Annotated in this window: 19 protein-coding genes; 8 read left to right on the top strand and 11 right to left on the bottom strand. The window is 65.1% G+C overall.

The window, feature by feature from the left end:
* Positions 1–30: 30 nt before the first annotated feature.
* A complete protein-coding gene (gene recN / locus F6X37_RS09695; protein WP_184034466.1) occupies positions 31–1,698 on the bottom strand; it encodes a DNA repair protein RecN in 1,668 nt (555 codons plus the stop codon).
* A 66-nt stretch (positions 1,699–1,764) separates the two neighbouring features.
* Positions 1,765–2,667, bottom strand: a complete 903-nt coding sequence (locus F6X37_RS09690; protein ID WP_090803112.1) for an NAD kinase — start codon at positions 2,665–2,667, stop codon at positions 1,765–1,767.
* 209 nt (positions 2,668–2,876) lie between these two features.
* On the opposite strand from F6X37_RS09690, the gene hrcA reads away from it, so the two are divergent.
* The 3 genes from hrcA (at position 2,877) to F6X37_RS09675 (ending at position 5,564) form a co-directional block, all read left to right on the top strand.
* Positions 2,877–3,896: a heat-inducible transcriptional repressor HrcA gene (gene hrcA, locus F6X37_RS09685; protein WP_187611115.1), complete on the top strand. Its 1,020-nt coding sequence runs from the start codon at positions 2,877–2,879 to the stop codon at positions 3,894–3,896.
* A gap of 181 nt (positions 3,897–4,077) precedes the next feature.
* On the top strand, positions 4,078–5,148 hold the full coding sequence (hemH, locus tag F6X37_RS09680; protein ID WP_187611114.1) for a ferrochelatase: 1,071 nt from the start codon (positions 4,078–4,080) through the stop codon (positions 5,146–5,148).
* An 8-nt stretch (positions 5,149–5,156) separates the two neighbouring features.
* Entirely contained in the window at positions 5,157–5,564 is a 408-nt protein-coding gene (locus F6X37_RS09675; RefSeq protein WP_018419480.1) for an RNA-binding S4 domain-containing protein, read from the top strand.
* Here the strand turns inward: F6X37_RS09675 and F6X37_RS09670 are convergent.
* Complete coding sequence (locus F6X37_RS09670; RefSeq protein WP_167368620.1) at positions 5,536–5,697, bottom strand: hypothetical protein; 162 nt, start codon at positions 5,695–5,697, stop codon at positions 5,536–5,538. The genes F6X37_RS09675 and F6X37_RS09670 overlap by 29 nt on opposite strands.
* A gap of 365 nt (positions 5,698–6,062) precedes the next feature.
* Here F6X37_RS09670 and grpE point away from each other — a divergent pair, with 365 nt between their 5' ends.
* The 4 genes from grpE to pabB all read left to right on the top strand — a co-directional run bounded on the left by grpE (position 6,063) and on the right by pabB (position 12,169).
* The gene (gene grpE / locus F6X37_RS09665) at positions 6,063–6,650 is read left to right on the top strand and encodes a nucleotide exchange factor GrpE (protein ID WP_090803117.1); all 588 of its coding nucleotides are present in this window, start codon (positions 6,063–6,065) and stop codon (positions 6,648–6,650) included.
* Between the two features lie 255 nt (positions 6,651–6,905).
* Positions 6,906–8,855 (top strand): molecular chaperone DnaK, encoded by a 1,950-nt coding sequence (gene dnaK / locus F6X37_RS09660; RefSeq protein ID WP_184067307.1) that lies wholly within the window; start codon positions 6,906–6,908, stop codon positions 8,853–8,855.
* Between the two features lie 269 nt (positions 8,856–9,124).
* Positions 9,125–10,264 (top strand): molecular chaperone DnaJ, encoded by a 1,140-nt coding sequence (dnaJ, locus tag F6X37_RS09655; protein ID WP_018419484.1) that lies wholly within the window; start codon positions 9,125–9,127, stop codon positions 10,262–10,264.
* An 18-nt stretch (positions 10,265–10,282) separates the two neighbouring features.
* The gene (pabB, locus tag F6X37_RS09650) at positions 10,283–12,169 is read left to right on the top strand and encodes an aminodeoxychorismate synthase component I (RefSeq protein ID WP_187611113.1); all 1,887 of its coding nucleotides are present in this window, start codon (positions 10,283–10,285) and stop codon (positions 12,167–12,169) included.
* A 48-nt stretch (positions 12,170–12,217) separates the two neighbouring features.
* On the opposite strand, the gene panB is transcribed toward pabB, so the two are convergent.
* The 7 genes from panB to F6X37_RS09615 all read right to left on the bottom strand — a co-directional run bounded on the left by panB (position 12,218) and on the right by F6X37_RS09615 (position 17,685).
* Entirely contained in the window at positions 12,218–13,033 is an 816-nt protein-coding gene (gene panB, locus F6X37_RS09645; protein WP_187611112.1) for a 3-methyl-2-oxobutanoate hydroxymethyltransferase, read from the bottom strand.
* Between the two features lie 37 nt (positions 13,034–13,070).
* Positions 13,071–13,751, bottom strand: coding sequence for a deoxynucleoside kinase (locus F6X37_RS09640; protein WP_090803123.1), 681 nt, complete (start codon positions 13,749–13,751; stop codon positions 13,071–13,073).
* Positions 13,748–14,290 (bottom strand): 2-amino-4-hydroxy-6-hydroxymethyldihydropteridine diphosphokinase, encoded by a 543-nt coding sequence (gene folK, locus F6X37_RS09635; protein WP_090803125.1) that lies wholly within the window; start codon positions 14,288–14,290, stop codon positions 13,748–13,750. Before folK ends, F6X37_RS09640 begins: the two co-directional genes overlap by 4 nt.
* Positions 14,291–14,341: 51 nt before the next feature.
* Complete coding sequence (gene pcnB, locus F6X37_RS09630; protein WP_187611111.1) at positions 14,342–15,979, bottom strand: polynucleotide adenylyltransferase PcnB; 1,638 nt, start codon at positions 15,977–15,979, stop codon at positions 14,342–14,344.
* Positions 15,976–16,662, bottom strand: coding sequence for an HAD family hydrolase (locus tag F6X37_RS09625; RefSeq protein ID WP_187611110.1), 687 nt, complete (start codon positions 16,660–16,662; stop codon positions 15,976–15,978). The genes pcnB and F6X37_RS09625 overlap by 4 nt, the downstream gene beginning before the upstream one ends.
* A complete protein-coding gene (hda, locus tag F6X37_RS09620) occupies positions 16,655–17,407 on the bottom strand; it encodes a DnaA regulatory inactivator Hda (RefSeq protein ID WP_090803130.1) in 753 nt (250 codons plus the stop codon). The genes F6X37_RS09625 and hda overlap by 8 nt, the downstream gene beginning before the upstream one ends.
* A gap of 74 nt (positions 17,408–17,481) precedes the next feature.
* Entirely contained in the window at positions 17,482–17,685 is a 204-nt protein-coding gene (locus F6X37_RS09615) for a hypothetical protein (protein ID WP_184062286.1), read from the bottom strand.
* Between F6X37_RS09615 and purM the strand changes: the two genes are divergently transcribed.
* Complete coding sequence (purM, locus tag F6X37_RS09610) at positions 17,684–18,751, top strand: phosphoribosylformylglycinamidine cyclo-ligase (protein ID WP_187611109.1); 1,068 nt, start codon at positions 17,684–17,686, stop codon at positions 18,749–18,751. The two genes, F6X37_RS09615 and purM, sit on opposite strands and share 2 nt — an antisense overlap.
* 121 nt (positions 18,752–18,872) lie before the next feature.
* On the opposite strand, the gene miaA is transcribed toward purM, so the two are convergent.
* Complete coding sequence (gene miaA / locus F6X37_RS09605; RefSeq protein WP_187611108.1) at positions 18,873–19,814, bottom strand: tRNA (adenosine(37)-N6)-dimethylallyltransferase MiaA; 942 nt, start codon at positions 19,812–19,814, stop codon at positions 18,873–18,875.
* Between the last annotated feature and the right edge of the window lie 10 nt (positions 19,815–19,824).

Raw genomic sequence — 19,824 nt, 5'->3', positions numbered from 1 at the left:
CGTGTGCGGCCGCCTATGCGCGGCGCAATTTCAGGCGGCCAGCATTTCCTTCGCGTGCTTGCGCGTGGTCGCCGTGATTTCGAGGCCGCCGAGCATGCGCGCGACTTCCTCGATGCGGCTCGCCTTGTCGAGCGAGCTCACGCTGCTGAGCGTGCCGCCGGTGCCGTTGCTCATCTTTGCGACCTGGAAATGATGATCGCCGCGCGCGGCGACCTGCGGCAGATGGGTCACGCACAGCACCTGGCGCGCCTCGCCGAGCTGATGCAATAGCCGTCCGACCACTTCGGCCACGCCGCCGCCGATGCCCGTATCCACTTCGTCGAAGATCAGGGTCGGTGTCGGGCTGGCCGCGCTCGCGATCACTGCGAGCGCAAGACTGATACGCGCGAGTTCGCCGCCTGACGCAACCTTCGCGAGCGGCCGCAGCGGCACGCCGGCATGACCGGCGACGCGGAACTCGATCTGCTCGAGCCCGTGCGCGCCGCCTTCGGGCAGCGGCACCAGCGCGACCTCGAAGCTGCCGCCTTTCATCGACAGTTCCTGCATGCCGGTCGTGACCGCCTCGCCGAGCGCCTTGCCTGCTTTCGCGCGTGCCTTCGACAGCTTTTTCGCCTCGGCGACGAACACTTCCTTCGCTTGCGCCTCGGCGGCGCGCAGACCGTCGAGGTCGGCGGCGGCGTCGAGCGCGGCCAGTTGCTTGCGCCGCTCTGCGTGTTCTTCCGGCAGCGTCTCGGGCCGCAGGCGGAACTTGCGCGCGGCCGAGTGCAGCGCGTCGAGGCGCTTTTCGACCTGCGCGAGCCGCTCCGGATCGAGCTCGAGCTTCTGCGCGTAGTGGCTCAGCGAATACGCGGCTTCCTGCAACTGGATTTCGGCCGGTTCGAGCGCGGCGAGCACGTCGTTCAGCGCGGGGTCGATCTCCGCGAGGTCGCGCACCTTCGACACGATCGAGCCGAGATGCGTGATCATCGCGTCGTCCGATTCGGACAGCGCGCCGAGCGCTCCCTGCACGCCGTCGATCAGATTCGCGGAATGCGACAGCCGCCGATGCTCGGTGTTGACTTCTTCCCATTCGCCCGGCTGTGGCGCGAGCTTGTCGAGTTCGGTGAGTTGCCACGCGAGTCGCTCGCGTTCGAGTTGCAGCTCGCGATCGCGCGTTTGCGCGTGCTCGACGACCTGCGCCTTGTCGCGCCACGTGCGCCACGCGCGCGTGACGGCGGCGGCCAGGTCGGACAGGCCCGCGTGCGTGTCGAACAGCTCGCGCTGCGCGTCGGGGCGCATCAGCAACTGGTGCGCGTGCTGGCCGTGAATATCGACGAGCATCTCGCCGACCTCGCGCAGCTGCGCGAGCGTGGCCGCCGTACCGTTGATGAACGCGCGCGAGCGGCCGTTCGCGTCGACCACCCGCCGCAGCATCACGGTGCCGCCGTGCTGGCCGTCGTCGGCCGCGCCGAGCGCCTGCGTGTCGAGCCATTGATCGACCTGTGCGTGCGTCTCGAACTCCGCGGTGATGTCGGCGCGGCTCTCGCCGGTGCGCACGACGCTCGCCTCGGCGCGCGCGCCTAGTGCCAGCGCGAGCGCGTCGATCAGGATCGATTTGCCGGCGCCGGTTTCGCCCGAGAAAACGGTAAAGCCGCTGTCGAATTCGAGGTCGAGCGCGGCGACGATGACGAAGTCGCGTATCGAGAGGTGGCGAAGCATGGAGGTCGTCGGGTGAGCTTGGGATTCGGGTGGCGGCCGCGGCGGCGTGCGAAATCAAAGTGCCGCTTACGGCCTCGGGTCTTCTTCGTGCGACGGGTACTCGTGCCAGTGCAGCTTCTGGCGTAGCGTCGCGTAGTAGCTGTAGCCGACCGGATGCAGCATCGGCACCGTGTGGCGCGAACGGCGCACCTCGATCGTGTCGCCGAGCTCCAGCGACGTGAACGACTGCATGTCGAAATTGACGTTCACCTCGCGCCCGGAAACGATCTGGATGCTGACCTTCGATTCGTCCGGCAGCACGATCGGCCGGTTCGACAGCGCGTGCGGCGCGATCGGCACGAGCACGATGCCCTGTAGTTGCGGATGCAGGATCGGCCCCTGCGAGGACAGCGAATACGCGGTCGAGCCGGTCGGCGTCGCGACGATCAGGCCGTCCGAGCGCTGGTTGTACATGAAGCGGCCGTCGACCGACACGCGCAACTCCGCCATGCCCGAGAAGCCGCTGCGGTTGACCACCACGTCGTTGAACGCGAGCGCGTGGTAGATCGGCGTGCCGTCGCGCACGATGCGCGCTTCGAGCAGCACGCGCTCCTCGCGCTCGAAATTGCCGGACAGCATCTGCGGCACGATCTCGCGCATGTCGGAGATCGGAATGTCCGTGATGAAGCCGAGCCGCCCGTGGTTGATGCCGATCAAGGGCGTGCGATACGGCGCGAGCTGGCGGCCGATGCCGAGCATCGTGCCGTCGCCGCCTAGCACCACGGCGACGTCGGCGCGCGCGCCGATCTCGGCGAGACGCAGCGCCGGATAGTCGGTCACGCCGATCTCGGCGGCGGTGTCTGCTTCGAACACGACTTCCAGGCCGAGCTTCGCGATGCAGGCGGCGAGCGCGGTCAGCGGCTCGCCGATGCCTGGCGTATTGCTGCGCCCGACGAGCGCGACGGTCTTGAACTGGCTGGTCACTTGCATGCCGGCATTACACCATAGGTAGGGCCTGAAAAGAACCGCAGACCAACCCGGTTGTGGGGCGGCGCACGCAGGGCGTCTGCGTATGTCGCGATTATCGTTAGAATGGTGAGACCCGATGACATGCGAGCCCGCCGACGGCGGTGCATTCGCCGGGAGCGGGCGCCGCGGGCGCTCACGGCTGCGATGCCATTGAGCTAAAATTTTTCGTCATGCTAGATCCTCGCGCACAAACCCTCCTCAAAACGCTGATTGAGCGCTACATCGCCGAAGGTCAGCCGGTCGGCTCGCGCACGCTGTCACGTTATTCGGGCCTCGAACTGAGTCCGGCCACGATCCGTAACGTGATGTCGGACCTCGAGGATCTGGGGCTCGTGATCAGTCCGCATACGTCGGCAGGGCGCATTCCGACACCACGCGGCTACCGCCTGTTCGTCGACACGATGCTGACCGTCGAATCCGCCGCCGACGAGGAGGCGGTGACGCGCACCGTCAAGACCACGCTGCAGGTGGGCGAGCCGCAGAAGATCGTCGCCGCGGCGGCGAGCGTGCTGTCAAATCTGTCGCAGTTCGCCGGCGTCGTGCTCACGCCGCGTCGCAGCCACGTGTTCAAGCAGATCGAATTCATGCGCCTGTCCGACCAGCGCATTCTGCTGATCATCGTGACGCCCGAAGGCGACGTGCAAAACCGCATCCTCGCCACCCAGCGCGACTTTTCGCCTTCGCAGCTGGTGGAAGCCTCCAATTACATCAACGCGCACTTCGCGGGCCTCTCGTTCGACGAGGTGCGCCGCCGCCTGCGCGGGGAAATCGACGAGCTGCGTGGCGACATGACCTCGCTGATGCACGCGGCCGTCACCGCCAGCACCGACGAATCCGACACCGGCGAGACCGTGTTGATCTCGGGCGAGCGCAATCTGCTCGAAGTCGCCGATCTTTCGTCGGACATGGCGCGCCTGCGCAAGCTGTTCGATGTGTTCGACCAGAAGACCAGCCTCCTTCAGTTGCTCGACGTGTCGAGTCACGCGGCGGGCGTGCAAATATTCATTGGCGGCGAATCGAATCTGGTACCGATCGAGGAAATGAGCGTCGTCACCGCGCCGTACGAGGTGAACGGCAAGATCGTCGGCACGCTCGGTGTGATCGGACCGACCCGCATGGCCTACAACCGCGTGATTCCGATCGTGGACATAACCGCGCGGCTGTTGTCCATTACGCTCAGCCAGCAGTAGTCCTCGGGCTCCGTAGAACTGTCGTCATCGCAGTCCGTGGCGATCATGATGCGCGAACGCGCGGTGTCTGCCAATCGTCCGAATGGCCAGGGGTCTCTGGCGGCGCCGGGCAGAACCCGCGCCGCTATAATGAATCTCCATTGAATCGACTCGCCGCAAAATGCGGTGATTTCTGCTACCTATGCGCTTCGACCTCGAGCGGCCTTCACAGAACGCCACGTCGCATCGCGTCGCCGTGTTGCTGATCAATCTCGGCACGCCCGACGCGCCGACGCCGCGCGCGGTGCGCCGCTACCTCGCGCAGTTCCTGTCCGATCCTCGCGTGGTCGAAATTCCGGCGCTGCTGTGGCAGCTCATTCTGCGTCTGCTGATTCTGCCGTTGCGCGGCCGCAGCTCTGCGAAGAAGTATGCGGCGGTGTGGATGCCCGAGGGCTCACCGCTGCGCGTCCACACCGAAAAGCAGGTCGAGGGCCTGCGCCATCTGCTGCAACTGAACGACTACACGGTGCTGGTCGACTACGCGATGCGCTACGGCACGCCCGGCATTCCGGCAATGCTGAACCAGCTGAAGCTCGCGGGCGCCGAGCGCGTGTTGCTGATGCCGATGTATCCGCAGTATTCGGCGTCGACCACCGCGACCGCGTTCGACGAAGCCTTTTCCGCGCTCAAGCGCATGCGCAACCAGCCGGAAGTCCGCACCGTGCGCCAGTACGCCGATCACCCGGCGTACATCGCGGCGCTCGCCGCACAGGTGCACCACTACTGGCATCTGCACGGCCGCCCCGATTTCGCGGCGGGCGACAAGCTCGTGCTCAGTTTCCACGGCGTGCCCAAGCGCACGCTCGACCTCGGCGACCCGTACCACGAGCAATGCCAGCAGACCGGCGCGCTGCTGATGCAGGCGCTCGATTTGACGTCGGTCGAATGCCGCATCACGTTCCAGTCGCGCTTCGGCAATGCCGAATGGCTGCAGCCCTACACGGCGCCGACGTTGAAGGAACTCGGCGCGGCAGGCGTGCGGCGTGCTGACGTGTTTTGCCCGGGTTTCACCGCCGACTGCCTCGAAACGATCGAGGAAATCGGCATGGAAGGGCGCGGCGAATTTCTGCAGGCGGGTGGCAAGGAGTTTCACCGGATCGCCTGTCTGAACGCGTCGCAGCCGTGGGTTGCCGCGCTTGGCGAAATCGTTGCGCAGCATCTGCAGGGCTGGCCCGTGCAGGCGGTGCCGGTGCCGCACACGACAGGAGCTTGAATACGCAGATGAACTACCGCATTTCAACCGAACCGGGCGCGAAACTGCGCATCGACAAATGGCTGTGGGCCGCGCGCTTCTTCAAGACGCGTTCGCTGGCCGCGGAGGCGGTTGACAAGGGGCGGGTGCGTATCGGCGGCGTCGCCGTGAAGCCGGCGAAGGACGTGCGTGTCGGCGATCTGGTCGAAATCGAGATCGAGCGCTACGTGTGGCAGGTGGAGGTGCTCGGCGTATGCGATGTACGCGGTCCGGCGAGCGTCGCGCAGACGCTTTATGTGGAAACCGCGCAGAGCAAGGCGAAGCGGCAGGTCGAGCAGGAACGGCGCAAGGTCTATCACGAGCCGGCCGCCGCGCTGCACGGCCGACCGACCAAACGCGACCGGCGCACTATCGACAGATTTTCAGGTGGGGATTGAGAAACTGCTCCACGGTGGCGTGTGCGCCGCCGTACTCGGTGGTGTGGTCGTTGACCGCACCGGACATGCAGATGGTCGTGGTGCCCGCGATCAGTACCAGTGCGACCACGCCGATTGCAAAGGTCAGTTTCACGGTACTCCCCTTGATGGGCTGAAACAGGCTATCGGAACGACTGTCAGGTGTCGGTAACGCTTACGTCAGATTAGGGTTAACGTGGCGTTGCCGCTCCATGACTGGAGAATAGGTCAGTTGCGGGCTGCACTCAATCTCTATCTGATTGCGCCACGTTGAGGCTTGTTACGGCGCATTTCGCCTGCACGTCGGTGGTGCGAAAAAACCCTCGACCCGCTTGAAACGGCTTTTTCAGGCCCCATCTGGGGTCCGGTCTGGCGGATCGGCGCGAAGACGCGTGTCGCGATTTTGCAAAGCATGAATCGTACTGTGTCGGAACGGCTTGCACCGCCTTTGGCTTTTACTTTTTAACGACTTTCAGCGACATGGAAAACACGCAAGAGAACCCGACGAGCCAGAATCCCACGCCCGCCGACGAAGCCGCGCGCCAGGCCGCCGAGGCGGCCGGGGCCGCTGCTCAACAGCCGGACACCGGCGCCCCCGCGGAACCGGCCCAGGGTGCCGCCGAGCAGGCGCTGGCCGACGCTCAGGCGAAGATCGCCGAGTTGCAGGAAAGCTTCCTGCGCGCGAAGGCCGAAACCGAAAATGTGCGCCGGCGCGCTCAGGAAGACGTCGCCAAGGCGCACAAGTTCGCGATCGAGAGCTTCGCCGAGCATCTGCTGCCGGTGGTCGACAGTCTCGAGGCGGCCGTCGCCCATTCGTCCGACGACTTGCAGAAGGTCCGCGAAGGCGTCGAGCTCACGCTGCGGCAGTTGAGCGGCGCGCTCGAGAAGGGTCGCGTCGTGGCGATCAATCCGGTCGGCGAAAAGTTCGATCCGCATCGCCATCAGGCCATTTCGATGGTGCCGGCCGACCAGGAGCCGAACACCGTCGTCGCGGTGCTGCAAAAGGGCTTTGTGATCGCGGATCGCGTACTGCGTCCCGCGCTCGTGACCGTCGCGGCGCCGAAGTAATCACGTCGACACTCGCTCCGGGCGTTTGCGCCGGTGGCGTCTGCTGCGTCGCTTCGCATCGCTACGTGCCGCGAAGATTCAGGCGCCTCGCCCCGTGATTGAAAAAAATTAAAGACCGCATCGCAAAAGAGGTCTTGAAAACGATGTGGCCGCACTTATTTTGAGTGCAGGTATGAATTGAGAGCGGATCGTCCCGCCGCCAAATGGGTCAACCGGGCGCTTTCCGCAGCGATCAAAGTCAGGAGATTTGTAAAAATGGGCAAAATCATCGGTATCGACCTCGGCACGACGAACTCGTGCGTGGCGATCATGGAAGGCAACTCGGTCAAGGTCATCGAGAACTCGGAAGGCGCGCGCACCACGCCGTCGATCATCGCTTACATGGATGACAGCGAGATCCTGGTCGGCGCGCCGGCCAAGCGTCAGTCGGTCACGAACCCGAAGAACACGCTGTTCGCGGTCAAGCGCCTGATCGGCCGCCGCTTCGAAGAGAAGGAAGTGCAGAAGGACATCGGCCTGATGCCCTACAAGATCATCAAGGCCGACAACGGTGACGCGTGGGTCGAAGTGCGCGACCAGAAGCTCGCGCCGCCGCAAATCTCCGCCGAAGTCCTGCGCAAGATGAAGAAGACCGCTGAGGACTACCTTGGCGAGACCGTCACGGAAGCCGTGATCACGGTGCCGGCGTACTTCAACGACAGCCAGCGTCAGGCAACCAAGGACGCCGGCCGCATCGCCGGTCTGGAAGTCAAGCGGATCATCAACGAACCGACCGCCGCGGCTCTCGCGTTCGGTCTGGACAAAGCTGAAAAGGGCGATCGCAAGATCGCGGTGTACGACCTGGGCGGCGGTACGTTCGACGTGTCGATCATCGAAATCGCGGACGTCGACGGTGAAATGCAGTTCGAAGTGCTGTCCACGAACGGCGATACGTTCCTCGGCGGCGAAGACTTCGACCAGCGCATCATCGACTACATCATCGGCGAGTTCAAGAAGGAGCAGGGCGTCGATCTGTCGAAAGACGTGCTCGCGCTGCAGCGCCTGAAGGAATCGGCTGAAAAGGCCAAGATCGAGCTATCGTCGAGCCAGCAGACCGAAATCAACCTGCCGTACATCACGGCGGACGCATCGGGTCCGAAGCACCTGAACCTGAAGATCACGCGCGCCAAGCTGGAAGCGCTGGTCGAAGACCTGATCGAACGCACCATCGAGCCGTGCCGCGTCGCGATCAAGGACGCGGGCGTGAAGGTCGGCGAAGTCGACGACGTGATCCTGGTCGGCGGTATGACCCGTATGCCGAAGGTGCAGGAAAAGGTGAAGGAGTTCTTCGGCAAGGATCCGCGCCGTGACGTGAACCCGGACGAAGCCGTGGCCGTTGGTGCCGCGATCCAGGGCCAGGTTCTGTCGGGCGACCGCAAGGACGTGCTGCTGCTCGACGTGACCCCGCTGTCGCTCGGCATCGAAACGCTCGGCGGCGTGATGACGAAGATGATCAACAAGAACACGACGATCCCGACCAAGCACGCGCAGGTCTACTCGACGGCTGATGATAATCAAGGCGCCGTGACGATCAAGGTGTTCCAGGGCGAACGCGAAATGGCAGCGGGCAACAAGCTGCTCGGCGAGTTCAACCTCGAAGGCATTCCGCCGGCACCGCGCGGCGTGCCGCAGATCGAAGTGAGCTTCGACATCGATGCGAACGGCATTCTGCACGTCGGCGCGAAGGACAAGGCGACCGGCAAGGAGAACCGCATCACGATCAAGGCGAACTCGGGTCTGTCCGAAGCCGAAATCGAGAAGATGGTGAAGGACGCCGAAGCGAACGCGGAAGAAGATCACAAGCTGCGTGAGCTGGCCGACGCCCGCAACCAGGGTGACGCCCTCGTCCACAGCACGAAGAAGGCGCTGACCGAGTACGGCGACAAGCTCGAAGCTGGCGAGAAGGACAAGATCGAAGCCGCGTTGAAGGACCTCGAAGACGCGCTGAAGAGCAACTCGAGCGACAAAGCCGCGATCGAAGCGAAGATCGAAGCGGTGGCCACGGCCTCGCAGAAGATGGGCGAGAAGATGTACGCCGACATGCAGGCTGCGCAAGGTGCTGAAGCGGCGGCGGGCGCGGCGGGCGGTGCCGGTGCATCGGCGGGTGCGAGCCAGCAGGCCGACGATGTGGTCGACGCTGACTTCAAGGAAGTGAAGAAAGACTAAAGCCAGGTCGGCATCCGACCGTAAAGCCGTGCACAGCAATGTGCGCGGCCCGGCTGCACGAGAACGGCGCCCCCGGGGCGCCCAAAGTGCAAGAGCGGTTTTCGCGCCTGGCGAGCCTTTTTGGGGCTCTCCGGGCACGTTCGTTTTATGGAGGGCGTTGTTTTGAACCGTGCCCTGGCGCGGCGCAGACAGCGGCCGGACGAGTCGTGAGACTCCACAGCATTCACAAGGAGCTACCGCGTCGCTTTGCGCGGCGGCGTTGAACCGATATGGCGAAACGGGATTACTACGAGGTTCTGGGCGTCGCAAAGAACGCGAGCGACGACGAAATCAAGAAGGCTTATCGCAAGCTCGCGATGAAGCACCACCCCGACCGCAATCCGGGTCACAAGGATGCGGAAGAGCATTTCAAGGAAGTGAAGGAAGCCTATGAAATGCTGTCGGATTCGCAAAAGCGCGCCGCGTACGATCAGTACGGTCACGCGGGCGTCGATCCGAACATGGGTGGGGCCGGCGCGCAAGGTTTCGGCGGCTTTGCCGATGCATTCGGCGACATCTTCGGCGACATCTTCGGCCAGGCGGCCGGCGGCGGCGCACGCGGAGGCGGCCGCGCGGGCCCGCAGGTGTATCGCGGCGCCGATCTGCGCTACAGCATGGAAATCACGCTCGAGCAGGCCGCGCACGGCTACGACACGCAGATTCGCGTGCCGAGCTGGGTTTCGTGCGAAGTCTGCCATGGCTCGGGCGCGAAGCCGGGCACCAAGCCGGAAACCTGCCCGACCTGTAGCGGCTCGGGTTCGGTGCGCATGTCGCAGGGCTTCTTCAGCATCCAGCAGACTTGCCCGAAGTGCCACGGCACCGGCACCTACATCCCCGAGCCGTGCAATCACTGCCACGGCGCGGGTAAGGTGAAGGAAACCAAGACGCTCGAAGTGAAGATCCCGGCCGGTATCGACGACGGCATGCGCATCCGCTCGGCCGGCAACGGCGAGCCGGGCATCAACGGCGGTCCGTCGGGCGATCTGTATGTCGAGATTCATATCAAGCAGCACTCGGTGTTCGAGCGTGACGGCGACGATCTGCATTGCCAGATGCCGATCCCGTTCACTACCGCGGCGCTCGGCGGCGATATCGAGGTGCCGACGCTCGCCGGTCGCGCCAGCTTCACGGTGCCGGAAGGCACGCAGTCCGGCAAGACGTTCCGTTTGCGCGGCAAGGGCATCAAGGGGCTGCGTTCGAGCATCGCCGGCGATCTGTACGTACACGTGCAGGTTGAAACGCCGGTCAAGCTCACCGAAGCGCAGCGCGATCTGCTCAAGCAGTTCGAAAAGGCGCTCGTGGAAGGCGGTTCGCGGCATAGTCCGCAAAGCAAGAGCTGGTTCGATCGCGTAAAGAGCTTTTTCGATTGATTTGATTCGGCGGTCAGTATGACGGTGGACAGTCGCGGCGCGGCGTTCGCGCTGCTCGACGATTGCGGTGCAACGGCGGCGCTTCCGTCGAGCCGCTTGTACACGGGTTTCGTGCGCGAGCGGGTCTGCACGGAGGCGGCGCAGCTCGAAGCCGTGTGCGACAGCGTCGCGGCGGATACCCGGAGCGGTTTGCACGCCGTCGTGCTCGCCGATTATGAATTTGGCCGCGCGCTGATGGGTTTCGATGCGCGCCGGTCTTCTGAAACGCAGCGTGGCAATGCCACGCTGCGTTTTTTATTGTTCGAACGTTGTGCGAAGCTTTCGCGCGACGAGGTCGACGCATGGCTGACGGCGCGGGACAACGGCGCTTTCGAGCCGTCGGTCGCGGGCACCGCGAACGTGCGCGAGAGCGTCGATCGCGCCGAGTTCCACGCGGCCATCGACGCGATTCACGCCGCCCTGCGCGCGGGCGATTCCTATCAGGTCAACTACACGTACCGCCTCGGCTTCGACGTGTTCGGCTCGCCGCTCGCGTTCTATCGGCGGTTGCGCGCGCGCCAGCCCGTGTCGTTCGGCGCGCTGATCGCGTTGCCGGACGATGCGTGGGTGCTGTCGTGTTCGCCCGAACTGTTCGTCGAAAAGCACGGCCCGACGTTGCGCGCGCGGCCGATGAAGGGCACGGCGCCGCGCTCGCAAGATCCTGCCGTCGACCGGGGTAACGCCGAGTTCCTCGCGACCGATCCGAAGAACCGCGCCGAGAACGTCATGATCGTCGATCTGTTGCGCAACGATCTGTCGCGAGTCGCGCGGATCGGCTCGGTCAGCGTGCCGGCGTTGTTTTCGGTCGAGCCGTATGCGTCGGTGTGGCAGATGACGTCGACTGTCGAGGCGACGTTGCTCGACGGCACCTCGTTCGCGACGATCCTGCGCGCGCTGTTTCCCTGCGGCTCGATTACCGGTGCGCCGAAGCATCGCACGATGCAGTTGATCGACGAACTGGAAAGCACGCCGCGCGGGCTCTATACCGGCGCGATCGGCTGGCTCGATGCGCCGGGCGATGATCACGATTGCGGCGACTTTTGCATGTCGGTCGCGATTCGCACGTTGACGTTGACTGCGTCATCGGCGTCAGACGGTGGCACGAACGGTCTGCGCGGCAGCATGGGCATCGGCGCGGGCATCGTGCTCGACAGCGTGGCCGCCGACGAGCACGAGGAGTGTCGATTGAAAGCACGTTTTCTGATGGGCGCCGAGCCGGGTTTCGAACTGTTCGAAACGATGTACGCGACGCGGGAAGACGGCGTGCGGCACGTCGAGCGGCATCTGCGGCGCTTGTCGTCGAGCGCCGCGACGCTTGGCTTCGGGTTCGACGAAGCGCGCATTCGTGGGGAGATTTCAGCGCGGTGCGCCACGCTCCCGGCGCAGATGCCGCATCGAATGCGGCTTGCTTTGAGCAAGAGCGGGGTGACCCAGATCTCGGCCGCGATACTTGCGCCGTTGGCGGATGCGATCGTTGCTGTTCTGCTCGGCCCCGAAGCGCAGTTCGCGCCGACCCGCGCCGCCGATCCGCTGCTGCGCCACAAGACCACGCGCCGGGCAGACTACGACCGCGGCTGGCGCGAAGCCGAAGCGAAGGGCGCCTTCGATACGCTGTTTTTCAACGAACGGGGCGAGCTGACCGAAGGCGGCAGGTCGAACGTGTTCGTGAAGCTCGCGGGACAATGGTGGACGCCGCCGCTCGCGTCAGGCGTGCTGCCAGGTGTAATGCGAAGCGTGTTGCTCGACGACGCGTCGGGCTTGCGGGCAGGTGAAAAAGTGCTGACGCGGGCGGATGTGCTGAACGCCGAAGCGCTGCTCGTGTGCAACGCGTTGCGCGGCGCGGTGCCGGCACGGCTTGTTGGTTAGAACACTGAAAAATACGGGAATGCCGCGCGCTCGCGCGGCAATGAAGCATCAGAACGTGTGCTCGGCGCCGGGAAACGTGCCGTCCTTTACCGCCCGCACATACGCCTCGACGGCCGCCTGAATATTCGGCTGTCCCTGCATGAAATCCTTCACGAAGCGCGGTCGCTTGCCAGGAAAAATCCCGAGCATGTCGTGCAGCACCAGCACCTGACCCGAGCAGCCGAGGCCCGCGCCGATACCAATCGTCGGAATGCGCAGCTGCTGCGTGACCTCGCCCGCGAGTTGCGACGGGATCGCTTCCATCACGATCAATTGCGCGCCGGCTTCCTGCACGGCGAGCGAATCGCGCAGCAGCTGGCTCGCGCCCGCTTCGGTCTTGGCCTGCACCTTGAAGCCGCCGAACGCATGCACCGACTGCGGCGTGAGACCCACATGCGCGCACACCGGAATCGAGCGCTCGACCAGAAACCGCACCGTGTCGGCGAGCCATTCGCCGCCTTCGAGCTTGACCATCTGCGCGCCCGCACGCATCAGTTCGACCGAGCTCCTGAATGCGTCTTCGCGCGTGCCGTAAGTGCCGAACGGCAGGTCCGCGACGATCAGCGCCGACGGCCGCGCGCGCGTGACGCTCGCCGTGTGATACGCGATGTCGGCAAGCGATACCGGCAGCGTGGTCGCCTGGCCTTGCAGGACGTTGCCGAGCGAGTCGCCGATCAGCAGCACGTCGACGCCCGCGCGATCGAGCAGCGCGGCGAAGCTCGCGTCGTAACAGGTGAGCATGGCGATTTTTTCACCAGCGTCGCGCATTGCCTGCAGTTTCGGCACGGTGATCGCGCTCCGGCTCGCTTCCTGCAAATAAGTCATGGTCAATCCAGTGAAAAAAATGAACCAGCCGCGCCGCTTACAGCGACGTGGCTTTGACAAAGAATTCCTTGCGGCCGCGCATCGTCTCGATGCGTTCGGCGAGCAGCGCAAGGTCCGCGTCGGAGTCGAGCGGATTCAGGTGTTCGGCGTTGACCGTCAGCACGGGCGTGCGGTCGTAGTGGTAGAAGAATTCGTTGTACGCGTCGCACAGCGCGCGCAGATAGGCATCGGAAATCTGCAGCTCCATCGGCACCGCGCGCTTCTGGATGCGCGCGAACAGCACCTCCGGGCTCGCCTGCAGATAAACGACGAAGTCCGGCTCCGGCGCGCTGACGTCGAGCCGCACGGCAAGCGCGCGGTACAACTGCCACTCGTCTTCCTGCAAGGTCAGACGCGCGAAGATGTCGTTTCGCTGCGTGATGAAGTCGGCGATCAGCGGCGTGCCGCTCGCCTGCGCGGCGCTGACTTCCTGCGCCTGCTGCGCGCGTTGCAGCGCGAAGTGCAACTGCACCGGTAGCGCATAGCGCGTGGTGTCGCGATAGAAGCGTTCAAGAAACGGATTGTCTTGCGAGCGTTCGAACAGTTCGTGCATCGACCAGCGTTGCGCGAGGCGCCGCGCGAGTGAGGTTTTGCCGACGCCGATCGGCCCTTCGATCGCGATATAGCCGAACGGCGGGCGCAGCTGCGGCGCGGTGACCGTGAGCGGCGGCGAACTCATTCGCAGCGGCCTTTCTCGGCGGAATTGCCGGTCAGCGCATTGAGCATCGGGCACTGGCAGGGCGACTTTACTTTCTCGATGCGCTGATCGCTCACGCTGTCGAGCAGCGCGGCGGCCCGGCCATGCAGCGGAATGACGATCGCCGCGTCGATCTCGACGAGCGGCACCAGCGCAAACGCGCGCTCGACGAGGCGTGGGTGCGGCACGATCAGATCGGCTTCGTCGATCGATTGATCGCCATACAGCAGGATGTCGAGATCGAGCGTGCGCGGCGCATTGCGGAACGGCCGCTCACGGCCGAACTGATGCTCGATCTTGTGGCACAGCGCGAGCAGATGCCGCACGGGGAGCGTCGTTTCCAGCTTCACGACGCAGTTGAAATAGTCGTCGCCGCCCGCGTCGATCGGGGCAGTGCGATACAGGCTCGATTTGGCGAGCACGGTGATGGTGTGCTGTTGTGCGAGGCACACCACCGCGTCTTTCAGGGTCTGGCGCGCGTCCCCGAGATTCGCGCCGAGGCCAAGATAAGCAACCGTCATGGCATATCTTCCTGCAACTATCGTTTTGACGGCTTTTCCGCGAACGCCGCGTCAGTCTTCGTGCGAGCCTTCGAGGCCCGCGTCGTTGTCCGTGCGTTCGGCGGACGAGCCGCCCTCCACTCCGTCACCTGATTTGCGGCTTCTGGCGCCACCGCGCCGCCGTCGTTTTCTTGGGCTCCGGTCCTTCCCGCCTTGCGTGAGCAATGTCTCGCGCGCGGCGACGTCTCCTTCGATGAACTCCGTCCACCATGCACCGACCGACTCGTCGAGTTCGCCCGATGCGCAGCGCAACAGGAGGAAATCATACCCCGCTCTAAATCTTTGGTGTTCGAGCAGCTTCAGCGCGCTGCGCCCCGAGCGTTTTTCGAGGCGCAGCTGCAGGCCCCAGATCTCGCGCATGTCGGCCGAGAAGCGCTTGTGGATCGCGAGCTTTTCGGTCTGCATGTCGAGCACTTCGTCCATCGCGCGATGCAACGCGGGCACCGGATACTCGCCTTCGGCCTCGAACTTCTGCCAGCGCTGCTGCACGTCGTGCCACAACAGCGTCGCGAACAGGAAGCCCGGCGACACCGGCTTGCCGGCGAGCACGCGTGCATCTGTGTTAGAGAGTGCCAGAGAAATGAATTTTTCGCCGGTCGGCTGCTCGAGCACGACGTCGAGCAGCGGCAACAGCCCGTGATGCAGGCCTTCCTGGCGCAGCCACTTCAGGCACGCGAGCGCGTGACCCGACAGCATCAGCTTCAGCATTTCGTCGAACAGACGCGCGGCGGGCACGTTGTTGATCAGATCGGCCATCTTCTCGATCGGCGCGCGCGTGGCGTCGTCGATGTCGAAGTCGAGCTTGGCGGCGAAGCGCACGACGCGCAGCATGCGCACCGGATCCTCGCGATAGCGCGTGGCCGGGTCGCCGATCATGCGCAACAGGCGCGCGCGCATGTCGGCCATGCCGTTGTGGTAGTCCAGCACGGTTTGCGTGGCCGGATCGTAGTACATCGCGTTGATCGTGAAGTCGCGGCGCGTGGCGTCCTCGTGCTGTTCGCCCCACACGTTGTCGCGCAGCACGCGGCCGCTCGCATCGACCGCGTGGGTGCGGCGGTCGAGCTCGTCGCGCTTCAGACGCTTCGGCGGCGGCGCGTCGGCCGCGGGCGGATCGACCAGCGCGCGGAACGTCGAGGTCTCGATGATTTCCTGGCCGAACTGCACGTGCACGATCTGGAAGCGCCGGCCGATGATGCGCGCGCGGCGGAACAGCTTCTGCACCTGTTCGGGGGTCGCGTCGGTCGCGACGTCGAAGTCTTTCGGCTTGACGCCGAGCAGCAGATCGCGCACCGCGCCGCCGACGATGAACGCACGGAAGCCCGCCTGTTGCAGGCCCTCGGTCACGCGGATCGCATTGCGCGAGATCAGCGTGGGGTCGATGCCGTGCACGTCGTGCGGAATGATGACGGGTACGTCCGGCTCGCGCGGCGCTTGCGCGGCAGCAGCGGCACTTGCGGACTTGCGGCGCGGCCGCGCGGCCGTGCCGGAAGCGGTCGTGCCGGATACGGTCGTGCCGGATACGGACTTGCCGCGCGCCGGCGGCTTGCCATTGGCATTGGCATTGCCGTCGACGCTGGCGGCGGCGGAGAGCGTGTCGTCAGCGGTCGCCGTGTCCTGGCCGAATAGCTTGCGGATGAGTTTCTTGATCACGAGGGTTGGAAGAGTTCGAGGATGCGCCAGCCTTTGGCTTGCGCATGGGCGCGCAACGTGTCGTCCGGATTGGTCGCGATGGGATCGGTGACTTTTTCGAGCAGCGGGATGTCGTTGTGCGAATCGCTATAGAAATAGCTGTGCTCGAAGTCGCTCCAGCTCTTGCCGAGCGACGCGAGCCACATTTCGGTGCGCACGATCTTGCCTTCCTTGTAGCTCGGCGTGCCGGTGGGGCGACCGGTGTAGGCGCCGTGCGGCTCCGCGCCGACGGTCTCCGCCTCGCACGCGATCAGCGTGTCGACGCCGAACGCCTGCGCGATCGGCCGCGTGATGAACTCGTTGGTCGCGGTGACGACGCAGCACAGGTCGCCCGCTTCACGATGCTGTTTCACGAGTTCGAGCGCCACCGGCTGGATGGCCGGCGTGATGACCTCGTGCATGTACTGCGCGTGAAAGTCAGCGAGCTGCGCGCGTGTGTACTTCGCGAGCGGCGTCAGCATGGCGATCAGATAAGCGTGAATGTCGAGCTTGCCGGCCTTGTAGTCGGCGTAAAAGCGATCGTTTTCACGGGCGAAATTTTCGGCGTCGACCATGCCTTTTTTCACCATGAAGCGGCCCCATTCGTGGTCGCTGTCGGTGGGAATGAGCGTGTGGTCGAGATCGAAGAGTGCAAGGTTAGCCATGGGCGCCTATTTTACTTGAAGCGGGAAGAGCGGCGTGTGAACCCGGTGCGGCGGCGGGGTCGGGCGACGCGAGCATCGTGCGCAACAGCGGCAGCGTGACCGCGCGTTTCTGTTCGAGCGAGAAGCGGTCGAGCGCGTCGAGCAGCGCCATCAGGCTCGGCATGTCGCGGCGAAAGTGCGTGAGCAGGTAGGCGGGCACGTCGTCGGCGAGCATGATGCCGCGCTCGCGCGCCGCGCGTTTCAACACCGCGGCCTTCGCGTCGTCGGGCAACGGCGCAAGGTGAAACACCAGTCCCCAGCCGAGGCGCGTGCGCAAATCTTCGCGCACCGTCATGCCGATCGGCGCCGCGTTGCCCGCGGCGACGAGCGCGCTGGTCGGATGCGCGCGCACTTCGTTGAACAGGTTGAACACGGCGATCTGCTGCGCGGCCGACAGCGCGTCGCAGTCGTCGATCGCATAGAGCGCGACGCGCGGATCGAAGCCGAAGGCGGCGAGGCTGCTTTGCGGCCCGGCGAAGCGCGCATGCCCCGGCGGCGCTTCGTGCACGAGCGCCTGCAGCAGGTGCGTGCGGCCGCTGCCGGCTTCGCCCCAGATGTAGAAGGTGCGATCGGCGACCGGTCCGGAGGCGAGCGCGTCGTCGAGCTCACGCAGGCGCGTGACCAGCTCGGCGTTCGCGCCGGCGAAGAAATTGTCGAATGTCGATGGCGGCGGGGTGCCGAGATCGAGCGTCAGTTGACGAAGCACAGTAGGTTAATGCCGAAAATGAGGCTCAGGCCGCGAGTGGCCCGGACCTCGGGGCCTGGAAGGTTGCCAGGCGCTCAGTTGTCGTGAAGCGTGCTCGCCGGGTCGTGAGGCCGCGCGTCGCGAAGCACGGCTGGCGCAATTGCGCGGGTCGGCGGCGCCGGAATCGGGGTGTCGTGTTGCAATGTCGTTTCCAGGATATCGTCGGAACGCGTGAATTCCAGCCAGGCGGCCAGCATCGGGTAAAATCGCATTTTACCGACCTTCGAGCTTTTCCCCATGAATCAACCGAAATCCGCCGAGCCTTCAACCGATTCGGCCCAAGGTTTGTCGTATCGCGACGCCGGCGTGGACATCGATGCGGGTGACGCCCTCGTCGACGCCATCAAGCCCTTTGCCAAGAAAACCCTGCGCGACGGCGTGCTGGGCGGCATCGGTGGATTCGGCGCGTTGTTCGAAGTGCCGAAGAAGTACAAGGAGCCGGTGCTCGTGTCCGGCACCGACGGCGTCGGCACCAAGCTGCGTCTGGCGTTCCAGCTGAACAAGCACGACACGGTCGGCCAGGATCTGGTCGCGATGAGCGTCAACGACATCCTCGTGCAGGGCGCCGAGCCGCTGTTCTTCCTCGACTATTTCGCCTGCGGCAAGCTCGACGTCGGCACGGCGGCGACCGTCGTGAAGGGCATTGCGCACGGCTGCGAGCTGTCGGGCTGCGCGTTGATCGGCGGCGAAACCGCGGAAATGCCGGGCATGTACCCGGACGGCGAATACGACCTGGCTGGTTTCGCGGTCGGCGCGGTGGAAAAGAGCAAGATCATCGACGGCAGCAAGATCGCGTCGGGCGACGTGGTGCTCGGGCTCGCGTCGAGCGGCATCCATTCGAACGGCTTTTCGCTGGTGCGCAAGATCATCGAGCGTGCCGATCCCGATCTGAACGCGGACTTCGACGGCCGCACGCTCGCCGACGCGCTGATGGCGCCGACGCGCATCTACGTGAAGCCGCTGCTCGCGCTGATGCAGCAGATCGAGGTCAAGGGTATGGCGCACATCACGGGCGGCGGCCTCGTCGAGAACATTCCGCGCGTGCTGCGCGAAGGCCTGACGGCCGAGCTCGACCATCGCGCATGGCCGCTGCCGCCGCTGTTCTCGTGGCTGCAGAAGCACGGCGGCGTCGCCGATGCGGAAATGCACCGCGTGTTCAACTGCGGTATCGGTATGGCGGTGATCGTGTCGGCCGCGGATGCCGAAGCGGCGATCGGTCTGCTGTCCGCAGCGGGCGAGCAGGTCTGGAAGATCGGCACGGTCCGTGAAAGCGCAGCGGGTGAAGCGCAGACGGTCGTGGTCTAAAGGTTGACGAGGGCGGCGTGCCGCAATGGTGCGCCGCGCGGGCTTCGAATCCTTTGCTTCACATTCCCCGCTTCAAATTCCTGCTTTACGTCCCTCCGATTCCCCCACGCTGATCGGCGCCTCAAACCAGCGTTTCGATCAACTCCACCACCCGCGCCGTCGCGTGCGGATCGCAGCAATCCACCACCTGTCTTTCCGGCATGCTGCGCAGCCACGTGAGCTGCCGCTTGCAGAGTTGCCGCGTCGCGAAGACGCCCTTGTCGCGCATGGTCCGATAGTCGACCGCGCCATCGAGGTATTCCCACACCTGCCGATACCCGACGCAGCGCATCGACGGCATCTCGGCCAGCAGGTCGCCGCGCGCGCGCAGCTTCACCACTTCATCGACGAAACCGTGCGTGAGCATCGAATCGAAGCGCTGCTCGATGCGCGCGTGCAGCACGCCACGCTCGGACGGCTCCAGCGCGACCGGCACGAAGCGTGCCGATGCGGCGTCGTCGGTGCGCGCGGGCGCGGCGAGCAGCGTCGACATCGGCTGGCCGGTCAGCATGAACACTTCCAGCGCGCGCTGGATGCGCTGCGAATCGTTCGGCGCGAGACGCGCGGCCGTGACCGGATCGAGCGCGGCGAGCCGCGCGTGAAGCGCCGGCCAGCCGTCGCGGGCGGCGTCGGCGTCGAGTCTCGCGCGTACTTCGGCATCGGCGGCGGGCAGGTCGTTGAGCCCCTGCGTGAGCGCCTTGTAGTACAGCATCGTGCCGCCGACCAGCAGCGGCAGCCGCCCGCGCGCATGAATTTCTCCGACGAGCCGCAGCGTATCGGCGCGAAACTGCGCGGCCGAGTACGAGTCGGCCGGATCGACGATATCGATCAGATGATGCGGCGCGACCGCGCGTTCTTCCGCGGTCGGCTTCGCGGTGCCGATGTCCATCTCGCGATAGACGAGCGCCGAGTCGACGCTGATGATTTCGACCGGCCGCCGCGCGGCGAGCGCGAGCGCGGCGGCGGTCTTGCCGGACGCGGTCGGGCCGAGCAGGCACGGGATGGGGGTAGGGTGTGACGTCATGGGCAAGCGG

Source organism: Paraburkholderia sp. 31.1 (assembly GCF_014397645.1).
GTDB lineage: Bacteria > Pseudomonadota > Gammaproteobacteria > Burkholderiales > Burkholderiaceae > Paraburkholderia > Paraburkholderia tuberum.
This window is presented reverse-complemented; position numbering and strand designations above follow the sequence as displayed.